Genomic DNA, 12,492 nt, shown 5'->3' with positions numbered 1-12,492 from the left:
GATACGCGAAGTTAGCTAAGATATTAGTGTTATCTCGCTAACACACTAAGTCGCAAAGAAAAAAAGCTTTGGTTATCAGTAACTTTGTGCCTTTCAAACCTTAGTTCCTTTAAACCTTTGAACCTTAGAAAAGCACATTTGATTTCTTATTAAAAATAAATAATGAACATACACCTTTTGCCTAAAAAAGATTGTACAGCCTCTATTTGGAGTGGTGGATTGACATATGAATATCTGATATATCCGAAAACGGCAAACTATACCGATAGAGATTTTATATTCAGGATAAGCAGCGCTACAATAGAGAAAGAACCTTCAGAGTTTACCAAATTTAAGGGTTACTACCGATACTTAGTTATGCTTGATAACGGCTTGCAGATTGAGATAAACAAAGAAAAAAAAGTATATGAGAAATATGAAATCATGGAATTTAATTCGGATGATGAAGTAACTTCTTATACAAAAGGTATTGATTTTAATTGGATGGTTTCTGAAAAAGTATCCCATCACAAACTGAAAATAACGAATAGTAATCAGAGTTGTAATGCTCAGATAATAATTTTATTTTCTCTACATGCAACAGTTATTAAAATTAATGAGAAGCCATACCATCTAGAATCTTATGATTTATTAGTCATTGAAAATCAAAAAAAGGAACATATAATGCTTGCCTTTTCAAATGAATGTCTCTTTGGAATATTAGATTTTAAAATTTAACCGCGAAGTTCGCTAAGATGTTATCTCGCTAAGACGCTAAGTCGCAAAGAAAAAAAAGCTTTGAGAATCATTAACATTATGCCGTTCGAACCTTAGAGCCTTTGCCACTTTGAACCTAAAAAAAGAGCTAAACATTTCTCTTAATCTTCGATAAAAACTCATGTGAAACTCCAAGGTATGAAGATAAATTTTTGTTATTTATTTTCTGTGTTTTGTCTGGATGAGTTTTTATAAATTCAAGATATCGTTGTTTGGATGTTTTATTTAAAACGTCAAGAAGTCTGTTTTGTATAAGGATATTGGCTCTTTCTACCATTGCTATATGAAACTGAATTAGCTTTGGCACTTCTTTAAATAATAGCGTTTTATTCGATTTATTAATTACCAATATTTCACTGTCTTCTATTGCCTTTATATTGTATTTAGTTGGTTTCTGATGATAGAAACTTTCAATATCACACATCCAGTCATTTTCGAAAGCAAAAAAGAGAACACTCTCACTTCCACTTTCGTTTAGGATATAGATTTTAAATGCTCCTTTTAAAATAAAACCTTCATATACACTATTAGAATCCTGAATTTGTAGAAACTCGTTTTTCTTCAGTTTAATAAATTCTGTTTTTTCTATAATTATATCCCATTCAGTATCTGTAAGGGCAATTTTGCGCTCAATATTATCCCTTAATAGTTTATACATATGGTTATTTTTCATTTTTAGCAAAAACATTATAACTATTTAATTTACAATATATTTATAGATAATAAAAAATTAATGTAATCGATTACTAAATTAATAAAAAAGATAGAACTAGTTCAATTTTTTTAAAATATTTTATAAAGACTTTTGGCGTATTAATTAACCCCAAAATATCTATTATGAAGATTAAATCTACATTATCAGCGTTATTATTAACTCTGATTTTCGGCTTTGCAAGTTGCAACAACGAAGAAATTACTGCTACACAAAATGGTGATAGCAATGCAAGTACAGCTTTATCAACAAGTCAAAATCTGACTGCCAAAGTGGGTAATTGTGCTGAGGTTCCTGGATGGGCATCTCAAAACGGAGGTACTACAGGAGGCGGAAGCGCAGCAGAAACTGTTGTAACTACCTACGCACAACTAAAAGCCGCTATTGAAAACAGTGCTGTAAAAGTGGTAAAGGTTACTGGTACTATTACAATTACAACAAGGCTATCTTTTCAGGATCAATCTGGCAAAACAATTTATGGCGCTAGCGGAGCTAAATTGGTCTCTACAGATCAAACTCAGGCAAATTCTGGTATTATCAATATTAAAAGATGTACCAATATTATTATCAGAAATTTAATTTTTGAAGGTCCTGGTGCTTATGATACTGATGGTTGGGATAATGCTATTATAGATGACTGCCGAAATGTTTGGGTAGATCATTGTGAGTTTAGAGATGGTGTAGATGGTAATCTTGATATAAAAAACAAGTCGAATTACGTTACTGTTTCTTATACAAAATTTGGGTACTTAAAACCTCCTAAAGCTGGTGGTTCTGGAGGATCTGACGATCATAGATACTCTAACTTAATTGGTTCTAGCGATGGTGCTACGGCTGACCGTGGAAATTTAAAAATTACTTTTGCTCGTTGTTGGTGGGCTCCAGGATGTAAGGAAAGAATGCCAAGAGTTCGTTTTGGTCAAGTGCATATCATAAATAGCTATTTTAATAGTACGGTTAGTAATAAATGTGTTGCAGCTGGTTTTGAAGCTAATATTCGTGTAGAAAACAACGTATTCGAAGGTGTAAAAACTCCTATTGACTTAATGACTGGCTATACAGCTGTAACTGCTGTTGGAAATATTTTTACTAGTACAACCGGTAATACAGCGGGAAGTAATACTGCTTTTACTCCTCCGTATGCTATCGTAACTCTTGCCGCATCTGCAGTTAAAGCTGATGTTACTGCTGGAGCTGGTGCTACATTTACAGGTAATACTTGTGGTTCTTTTTAATTAAAAACTGAATTATTTTTTAAACCATATAAGTTAAGTAAGAGCATTTAGATTTTCTTATATGACTTATATGGTTTTATTTTTTTTATATAAACTAAGGATTTAACCGCAAAGTTCGCAATCCCGAAGCTTCGGGATACACAAAGAACGCAAAAGTTTTTCTCGTAAAGACGCAAAGTCGCAAAGAAAAAACTATAGGTTTATTTACCTTTTCAACCTCTGTACCTTTGTTACTCTGAACCTTTGTCACTTTTAAACTCTAAAGAACCAATTCCTCAAACAATCTTTGAATCGTTTTATCTAAATCCTGGCTTAAACCCGGATGCGGTCTTGAGGTTTGAATTGCCGAACTACGAATCGCCGTTAACCAACGAAAACGTTCCGGTATTTCCATTTGTCCAATTGGTCCGCCATCTTTGGCTCCATTGGCTATTTTTTCTAGCGAGGTTAAATTGCAATGTAATTGTTCGATATCAAAATCGGCTGAAAGTGCTTGAATTCTCGTATCATTTATATGATACAATACTTTTATAAATTTGGCTCTTTTACAAAATAATATGATACCTATATTTAGGAATTCTTCGCGCTCTACTCTTGGCACAACACGAATTACGGCATATTCATATAAGTGGTTATCTTGCATTTTCGGCTTCTTTTACAAAAATTTCAGAATGGTTTAATCGTGTTTGCAAAAATTGCAAATATACATTTCGCAATGCTTCAGGCGTTTCATCGGTATCTTCCCAATTAAGCCATTCGTCTGGAATAAGTGCTACAATTTCATGTAATAATTCGGGAGTTAAAACCGCTTTATATTCTGAATCGACTTCTTTTATAAGTGATGCCTGTGGTAACAATACGTGGTCTTTTATTAATGCAAAAGGACTTTTTGCATGTTGTTCCCAATTGTTCCATGAATGATGAAAATACAAACATGCTCCGTGATCTATTAACCATAGTTCTTTGTGCCATATAAGCATATTGGTATTCCTGAACGTACGATCGACATTGGTAATAAAAGCATCTAGCCATACAATTTGCGAAGCTAGTTTAGGATCAACCACTGTTACAACTGGGTCGAAAGTAATTGCTCCCGATAAAAAATGCAAAGCCAAATTGAGTCCTTGACTTCCTTGTAGTAAATCCTGAATTTCTTCATCGCCTTCGCTTCTGCCAAAAGCTTCGTCGAGATTAGCAAATACTAATTCAGGGATTTGAAGTTTTAAGACATTGGCAATTTCGCCTCCTATTAATTCGGCAATTAGGGCTTTTACACCATGTCCTGCTCCTTTAAATTTTAGGACGTATTTAAAATCGTCATCTGCTTCGGCTAAAGCGGGTAACGAACCGCCTTCGCGCAACGGACTTATATATCGCGTTACGTTTACCGTTCTTAGATCGAGTTTGTTTTTCATAGTCAGCTTTTACTGGAATACAAACTTACTAATTTAGATTTGTTAGTCTTCTTAGATTAGTTAGATTTTTAGATTACATCTGAAGTTAATCACGTCATGGCTGTAGAGGCGCACCGTAGTGCGTCCTACACAATGTATCCTATAAAGATGTGGCAGCGTTGCGCTAATTTTGTTTCACGCAGATTTGGCAGATTCAGCGGATTTTTTATCGATTTGTCATACTGAGCCAACATTTATCACGCCATGGCTGTAGAGGCGCACCGCAGTGCGTCTCCCACAATGTATTCAGTAAAGATGGCCATTGTGCTAATTTTGTTTCACGCAGATTCAGCGGATTTTTCTCTGGTTTGGTTTGGTTTGGTTTGGTTTGGTTAAGGCATAGTTTGTGGAATATATTGCGGGAGACGCACTGCGGTACGTCTCTACATTACATTGCGTGTGTTTATCTTTTTCGGAATTATATTGTGGTTCTTCTCCCGAAGTTTCGGGACGCTCAGGAGGACAAACTGAGTAACATACAATAAATCTTAAAATCTTGATTCTTTAAGTCTTGTCTCTAAGAAGTCTAAAAATCTAACTAATCTAATGTCAAGAAAGCTTTCCCCAGATTTGCAATAATATCGGATGCTATAAATGACTGATATCCTGTTTCGGGTAAGGCAATATCGGCGGTTAAACCATGTATGTAAACTCCTAATTGAGCAGCTTGAATTGGTAAATATCCTTGCGCCAGTAAACTTGTGATTATTCCGGTTAGGACATCTCCGCTTCCTGCGGTTGCCAATGCTGCATTTCCTGTGGTATTTTGATAAATCGATTCGCCATTTACTATATGTGTTGGAGCACCTTTTATGACTATGATTACTTTATATAGTTTGGAGAATTCTATGGTTTTTTCAAATTTTTCGCTGTCTGAAGTCCAATTTCCTATTAAGCGTTCTAATTCTTTCGGATGTGGTGTTAGTATGGTATCTGGTTGTAGCAAATCATACCATGCTTTATTCTGTGATAGGATATTTAGTGCATCGGCATCGATAACTAGTGGAGTTTTATTTGTTTTTAAAAACTCAAAAAATGCTTTTTGTGTGTTGGGCTCCTGCCCTATTCCTGGGCCTATTCCTATGGCTTGTGGTTTTATATCGAATATGATTTCGGATATGTATTTTTCATGTGTTGTGGTTACCACCATAACTTCGGGAATTGTAGATTGGAGGATTTCGTAGCCACATTTTGGAATGTGTGTCGTTACGAGTCCGCAGCCTGATTTTATACAGGCTTTGGATGCTAAAACGGCTGCTCCTATCTTGCCATAACTTCCTGAAATTATTGCTGCATGTCCTTGTATTCCTTTGTGTGTTTTGGGATTTATAGGCTTGTAAATCTGTTGAATCTCGGCTTGGGTTATGAGAATGGGTATTTTCATGAAATGGGTATTTTTATTAAAATTACAAAAAACCATGATTCAAAAATCATTAATATTACCTGATAAGCTCTAGCCCTGATAATAGCGGCATCCTTTATGTTCCGCCGCGGCGGACATAAAGATATAGCGAATAGCAGGAAACAGCTACTAATTTTTGCGATTTTTATAATTTTGAGTACTTGTTTACAACATTTTTTGAATAAATTTGCGATTAACTTTTATAAACACACACAATGAAAAATACTGCGCTAACGCACATACATGAGGGTTTGGGAGCGAAAATGCTACCTTTTGCTGGTTATAATATGCCTATTTTATACGAGGGTGTAAATGCTGAACACGAGACGGTTCGTACTAGTGTGGGCGTTTTTGACGTTTCGCATATGGGAGAATTTTTATTATCTGGTCCAAATGCTTTGGCTTTGATTCAGAAAGTAACTTCGAATGATGCATCAACGCTTACTATTGGTAGAGCTCAATATTCTTGCTTACCTAATAATGATGGCGGAATTGTAGATGATTTGATTATTTATAAAATGAAAGATGAAGAGTATTTACTTGTTGTAAATGCTTCGAATATTGATAAGGACTGGAATTGGATTTCTTCGCACAATGATTTGGGTGTGGATATGAAAAACCTATCGGATGATTATTCTTTGTTAGCAATACAAGGGCCTAAAGCTGTTGAGGCTATGCAAAGTTTGACTTCGGTTGATTTATCGGCTATTCCTTATTACCATTTTGAGATTGGTACTTTTGCAGGAATCGATAATGTAATTATTTCGGCTACTGGTTATACTGGTTCTGGTGGTTTTGAGATTTATTGCAAAAATGATGAGGTTGAACTTATCTGGAATAAAGTATTTGAAGCTGGTGCTGCTTTTGGTATTAAACCAATAGGACTGGCAGCTCGTGATACGTTACGTCTAGAAATGGGTTTCTGTTTATACGGAAATGATATTAACGATACTACTTCGCCTCTTGAAGCTGGATTGGGTTGGATTACAAAGTTTACTAAAGATTTTACGAACTCTGAGAACCTGAAAAAACAAAAAGAAGCTGGTGTTACTAAAAAACTTGTTGGTTTTGAGATGCAGGAACGTGCTGTACCTAGACAAGATTATGAAATTGTTGATGGTTCAGGAAATGTAATCGGGGTGGTAACATCTGGAACTATGTCTCCATCTATGGGTATTGGTATTGGGTTAGGATACGTAACTATCTCAAACAGTGCTGTAGATAGCGATATCTTTATTAGAATTAGAAAAAATGATGTTCCTGCGAAAGTGGTAAAATTACCTTTCTATAAGAAATAATACTTTCTGGCATCAATATTTTAGTGAGATTATACTCTTTTTATAAAAAAAATTAGCGTAATTTTAGTTTAAATGTTGATACCCGATTTATGAAAAAATTTTCATTAGTATTTCTGCTTGTTGGTTTCTCTCTGTTTGGTCAAAATAGTGACTCTACATGTGAAATATTAACTAAAATAAATGCGCTTATTCAAAGCGAGCATATTCAGCCAAAACCGGTAGATGATAGTCTATCGGTTTTTGTTTTTGATAACTTTATCGATGACCTTGACCCTTCCCGAAATATATTCCTGAAATCGGAATACGAGGCGCTTGCCAAAAAATACCGCTTGAATATTGACAATCTTATTTTGAATAAAGATTGTAGTTTCCTGAATGATATTGTTACTAAATATCGTAATGGTCTTATAAGAAACAAAGCTGCCTTAGAAAAAATCCTGACTCTGCCTATTGATTATTCTGCGAAAGATACGATTCGGTTTTACAAAAAATCTTTTCCTGTATATATGAAGGAAACTGAAATCGAGAAGGTTTGGCGTAAAAAAATGCGCTACGAAATTCTGGATGAAATCTCTGAAGTAAGTTCTAATCTGGACTCGCTTAAAACGAATTTCGCTTCTCTTGAACCGATTCATAAAAAAACTGTTCTTGATAACGAAATATGCCGAATTAATACGCTTTTGCAAACGGGAAAAAATCCTCAAGAAAAACTATATAACTATTTCTGTACGTATTTTGATCCTCATACTGCCTATTTTAGCGATGATTCAAAATCTAGTTTTGTAGCTTCTTTATCCAAAGAGCATTTATCTCTGGGTTTAAATGTGAATTTGAATGAAAAAAATGAGATTATTGTAGATGAATTAGACCCTAATGGTCCTGCTTTTAAAACTGGTCAGATAAAAAAGGGAGATCAAATTATCTCTATCTCTAACCAAAAAGAAACTTTAAAGGTTTCGTGTGCCACACTTGAATCTATTTCGACCATGATATTATCTGAGCTGAATAAAACTATCATTCTTACTCTTAAAAGGAATTCTGGAAAAAGTTTTGAAGTGAGCATAGAGAAACAAATTATGAAGGATGAGGAGAACTCTGTTTTTAGCTTTATAATTGGTAAAGAAAGTAAAATTGGTTATATAAAAATCCCTAGTTTTTATGCCGATTTAGAAGGAAATAGCGGAAAAGGTTGTGCAGATGATACTGCTAAAGAAATTATTAAACTACAAAAAGATAATATTAAAGGTCTGGTTATCGATTTAATAGATAATGGTGGTGGCTCTATGGAAGAAGCCATAAAACTAGCCGGAATGTTTATAGATAGCGGCCCTATCTCGATTGTGGTTGATAATAAAAAGGAGCAATCGGTTATAAATGATCCTTATAAAGGTATGCTTTATAAAGGTATTGTTGTGGTATTGGTAAATGGCAACACGGCTTCGGCTAGTGAGTTCTTTGCTGCAATTATGCAGGATTACAACCGGGCTTTATTATTGGGTAGTACTACGCTAGGAAAAGCTACAATGCAAACTATACAATCTCTGGATGAGAAAAAAAACACCGACTTCCTGAAAATAACTATCAATAAATTTTACAGAATAACAGGAAAGAGTCATCAATATATAGGTATAACTCCCGATGTGGTTCTTCCTGAGTTTTACGAAAACATTATCCAGAAGGAGAAAAATTTCCCCACGGCAATTAAAAACGATAGTATTGTTCCTGTTTTAAAATTTAGACCTTATGTAAAAAGAAGTCTTATAAATAGCTTAGCAGATGATAGTAGTATTAGGGTTGCTGCAAGTGATTATTTTAATAACATTATCCAGATAAATCAAAAAATAGACCAGCTTATTAATATCCCTCAAACTGAAATTCCGATGACTTTGGATGCTGTTTTTAATCAGAAAAAATCAAGAAGTATTTTGTGGGAAGAAATAAACGCTTTTAATAGCAAGAATAGTCCACTTGAGATTTATAACTCGACCGTTAACCAATTTCTGCTAGGTATTTATCCTACCGAAAAAGTCATGAATCAATATCAAATTAATAATCTTAAAACTAATCCGTACTTAAATGAGGCTGTAAATATTATTAATGATTTTAATGCAGCTAATTAGTATTCGGTCTCCGTTTACAGTATTCAGTGGCAGTGTTTAGTCTCAGTATTTGATACCAGTTTAAAACTGAATACTGAGATTATTGACTACTTCCAATGTAGTATATATTCTCAATTTACATTTTACTGCCACCAGTTTACATTTCACCAAAAAAAACATAGTGTTTGTTTTTGTAAAATAACTAATAACTGTATTTTTGCAACTCAAAATAAAAAATTAGCAATGGGAAGAGCGTTTGAATTTAGAAAAGGTAGAAAAATGAAACGTTGGTCGGCAATGGCCAAAACATTTACCCGTATTGGTAAAGATATCGTAATGGCCGTTAAAGAAGGTGGTCCTAATCCGGATGCCAACTCTAGACTAAGAGCGGTTATACAAAATGCCAAAGCAGCCAACATGCCTAAAGACAACGTTGAGCGCGCTATAAAAAATGCCAGCAATAAAGATACTGCCAACTATAAAGAAATTTTATTTGAAGGTTATGCTCCTCACGGAATTGCAATATTAATAGAAACTGCATCTGATAACAATAATCGTACTGTAGCCAATATTCGTAGTTACTTTAACAAATGTAACGGAACTATGGGAACACAAGGTTCGGTTGAATTTATGTTTGACCATACTTGTAATTTCCGAATCCCTAAAGGTAATCTTAATCCTGAGGAATTAGAACTAGAATTAATTGATTTTGGTGCTGAAGAGGTTTTTGAGGATGAAGACGGAATTTTAATCTATGCTCCTTTTGGAAGTTTTGGAACTATCCAAAAAGAACTAGAAAATAGAGGTCTTGAAATCTTATCTTCTGGTTTTGAACGTATCCCACAAATAACGAAAGAACTTACTGAAGCTCAAATTGCTGATGTAGAAAAACTTATCGAAAAAATTGAAGAAGATGATGACGTTATGAACGTATATCATACGATGAAAGAAGAGTAATTTTTACTTTTATACTATAACTAAACTCCAGAGAAATCTGGAGTTTTTTTGTTTACTAATTTGTTGAGCAAAAGAACGAAACAATTAAAGCCTCATTATAATATTTTTACAACTTATATTAGCTCTTTAATTTAAAACTTAGCACTTAATTTGCAGTCGATTTAAAATCGATTTATTGCATTTATTCAATTAACTTAAAATAACAAAATTTATATTAAGCGCTTACTATTGTCCAAAATCTAATTTTTACCAATTAAGATCAAAATCACTAAAAGTGGGTATTGCACAAACATAAAAAGCCTCCTATTTTCGCCGGATTCCTTGTTTAAAACAAAAATCTAATTTATTGTGGTATTAGCATAAAAGTTAATTGAACAAATCAATTTTACTAAATAGAGATCCCGACATTCAGAAATCACAAAAATCCTTTATTTCTGGAGTATTTAAGCGTAAAAATATTATTAATTAAATATTAAAAGCTAGTTTTGTGGCTTTTTAATTAACCCCATATAATGTTGAAAATAAAACTACTTTTTTTATTATTTATTTCGTGCTCATTAGGTTACAGTCAAAGCAAAGATGCAAAAGTAATGGTAAATGCCAGAGCTCAAAAAGATAGAATATTGATTCGTTGGGCAATAAGCACGCCTAGCGAATGGAAAAAAGCACACAAAAAAGGTTTTACTCTTACTCGTTTTACTATTCTAAGAGATGGTAAAACAATCCCTAAACCAGAAAAAAAAGTATTAACTCCCACTCCTCTATTGCCAGAGATTCTTGATTCTTGGATGGATTTGGCTCAAAAGGACAATTATGCAGCTATAATTGCACAATCTATCTATGGAGAAAGCTTCGAAGTAACTGGTGCCAAAGAAGGTGAACTTGCTAAAATAGTAAGTATGTCCGAAGAACTTAATCAACGCTATACGTTTGGTTTGTATGCAGCAGACATGAGTTTTGAAGGAGCGTTAAAAGCAGGTTGGGGTTTTGTAGATAACAATGTTAAAGCAAACGAGGTGTATGCTTATCAGGTAGTTGTTTTTGAAACACCGAAGATAAAGTCTGCTTCCTATATGATTGGATTGAAAGATTATGGAGCTTTACCCCCACCAGCAGATTTTATTGCGATTCCGGATGATAAAAAAGTACTGCTTTCCTGGGATTATGAAACATTCAAAAGAATATATACTTCTTACATGGTCGAGAAATCTTCTGATGGGATCAATTATACTCCAATAGCAACAACACCTTTAGTAAACTTAAATGACAAAGATGAGCATCCGTCTAAAACTATGTATTATATAGATACACTTAGTGTAAACGATAAAACATATCAATATAGATTATACGGCATTACCTCATTTGGAGAAAAGGGCGAATTAACGAAATCAATTAGTGCAATTGGAGTAGATGCTATGGTCACCACTGCAAGGCTTGTGGATTATAATATTGTAAATTCCAATGAAGTTAACCTTGAATGGGAATATCCTGCAGCCTCAGAAGGTTTTATTCAGGGATATGAAATTAACCTATCGGATAATGATAAAGGTCCCTATAAAGTAGTTTCTAAAATGATTCCTCCATCGGAGAGAAAGCTCAATTATAAAGAAAATTTATTTCCATCTAATTATTTTACCATATCTGTAGTGGGTAAGAATAATCAGCGCTTAACCTCTCAGAGTATGTTGGTTCAGCCTGTAGATTCTATACCACCAGCAAAACCAATAGGGCTTGAAGGTGTAATTGATAGTCTTGGAGTGGTTCGATTGAAATGGAAACCAAATCAGGAAAAAGATTTACGAGGATACCGAATTTTAAAAGCCAATAATGCTGGTGAAGAATTTGTAGACATTTATCATAAATCCTATGTAGGCAATGATTATAAAGACAGTGTGAGCCTGAAAATGACAAATAGTAAAGTGTATTATAGAATTGCTGCGGAGGACATGAGGTTTAATATTTCAGAACCATCCGATATTTTAGTTTTAGATAAACCCGATAAAATTCCCCCTGCTGCACCCATTTTTAAAGACTATGATAATAAAGATGGAAAAGTACACTTAAAGTGGATACGCAGTTTTAGTGAAGATGTAATAGGATATAGTCTAAGAAGAAGAGAAAAAGGACAGGAAAAGTGGCTGGAGATTAAACAAATAAACGACACCATTCAGGAATATACAGATGACAGGGTAGAGAATAAAAAGACATATCAATACGCTATTCTGGCTAGGGATAAAAGTAATCTGTGGTCATCATTAGATCATTCTACAATAACAGTACAAGTTTTGGATTTTACACCTGTAAAAATAATTATATTTTTGCAAGGACTACCTGATCGAGAGAATAAAAAAATAGTCCTGACATGGAATTACAATAAAAGTAAGGACAAAGTAATCAGTTTGAGTATTTATAAAAATTTAAAAGGTACACCGCCAACATTATGGAAAGAATTAAATGGTGATGTTTTTACTATAGAAGATAAAAATTTAAATATAAACTCGGAATATGAATATCATTTAATTCCTAATTTAGAAAATGATAGCCCTACAAAAGTCGAAACCCTAACAGTTATATATTAA

At 33.8% G+C, this 12,492-nt stretch carries 10 protein-coding genes; 6 read left to right on the top strand and 4 right to left on the bottom strand.

Going from position 1 to position 12,492, the window contains the following annotated elements; all coding sequences use genetic code 11:
* The first annotated feature begins 162 nt into the window (after positions 1–162).
* A complete protein-coding gene (locus tag SHI72_RS04650; protein ID WP_323489203.1) occupies positions 163–717 on the top strand; it encodes a HutD family protein in 555 nt (184 codons plus the stop codon).
* 127 nt (positions 718–844) lie between these two features.
* Here the strand turns inward: SHI72_RS04650 and SHI72_RS04645 are convergent, their stop codons facing one another.
* On the bottom strand, positions 845–1,429 hold the full coding sequence (locus tag SHI72_RS04645; protein WP_323489202.1) for a Crp/Fnr family transcriptional regulator: 585 nt from the start codon (positions 1,427–1,429) through the stop codon (positions 845–847).
* A gap of 164 nt (positions 1,430–1,593) precedes the next feature.
* On the opposite strand from SHI72_RS04645, the gene SHI72_RS04640 reads away from it, so the two are divergent.
* Positions 1,594–2,703, top strand: coding sequence for a pectate lyase (locus SHI72_RS04640; RefSeq protein ID WP_323489201.1), 1,110 nt, complete (start codon positions 1,594–1,596; stop codon positions 2,701–2,703).
* Between the two features lie 259 nt (positions 2,704–2,962).
* Here the strand turns inward: SHI72_RS04640 and SHI72_RS04635 are convergent, their stop codons facing one another.
* The 3 genes from SHI72_RS04635 to SHI72_RS04625 all read right to left on the bottom strand — a co-directional run bounded on the left by SHI72_RS04635 (position 2,963) and on the right by SHI72_RS04625 (position 5,541).
* Positions 2,963–3,346: a DUF3037 domain-containing protein gene (locus SHI72_RS04635; RefSeq protein ID WP_323489200.1), complete on the bottom strand. Its 384-nt coding sequence runs from the start codon at positions 3,344–3,346 to the stop codon at positions 2,963–2,965.
* The gene (locus SHI72_RS04630) at positions 3,336–4,118 is read right to left on the bottom strand and encodes a HipA family kinase (protein ID WP_323489199.1); all 783 of its coding nucleotides are present in this window, start codon (positions 4,116–4,118) and stop codon (positions 3,336–3,338) included. Before SHI72_RS04630 ends, SHI72_RS04635 begins: the two co-directional genes overlap by 11 nt.
* A 577-nt stretch (positions 4,119–4,695) precedes the next feature.
* Positions 4,696–5,541, bottom strand: a complete 846-nt coding sequence (locus SHI72_RS04625; protein ID WP_323489198.1) for an NAD(P)H-hydrate dehydratase — start codon at positions 5,539–5,541, stop codon at positions 4,696–4,698.
* Positions 5,542–5,774: 233 nt separating this feature from the next.
* On the opposite strand from SHI72_RS04625, the gene gcvT reads away from it, so the two are divergent.
* The 4 genes from gcvT to SHI72_RS04605 all read left to right on the top strand — a co-directional run bounded on the left by gcvT (position 5,775) and on the right by SHI72_RS04605 (position 12,492).
* The gene (gene gcvT / locus SHI72_RS04620; RefSeq protein WP_039119580.1) at positions 5,775–6,857 is read left to right on the top strand and encodes a glycine cleavage system aminomethyltransferase GcvT; all 1,083 of its coding nucleotides are present in this window, start codon (positions 5,775–5,777) and stop codon (positions 6,855–6,857) included.
* Between the two features lie 89 nt (positions 6,858–6,946).
* Positions 6,947–8,977, top strand: coding sequence for a S41 family peptidase (locus SHI72_RS04615; protein ID WP_323489197.1), 2,031 nt, complete (start codon positions 6,947–6,949; stop codon positions 8,975–8,977).
* Positions 8,978–9,199: 222 nt separating this feature from the next.
* Positions 9,200–9,913, top strand: coding sequence for a YebC/PmpR family DNA-binding transcriptional regulator (locus SHI72_RS04610; protein WP_323489196.1), 714 nt, complete (start codon positions 9,200–9,202; stop codon positions 9,911–9,913).
* Positions 9,914–10,425: 512 nt separating this feature from the next.
* Positions 10,426–12,492, top strand: a complete 2,067-nt coding sequence (locus tag SHI72_RS04605; RefSeq protein ID WP_323489195.1) for a fibronectin type III domain-containing protein — start codon at positions 10,426–10,428, stop codon at positions 12,490–12,492.

Source organism: Flavobacterium sp. PL02 (assembly GCF_035013205.1).
Lineage (GTDB): Bacteria > Bacteroidota > Bacteroidia > Flavobacteriales > Flavobacteriaceae > Flavobacterium.
The sequence above is the reverse complement of the archived record's forward strand: the minus strand, read 5'-3'. Positions and strand labels throughout refer to the sequence as shown.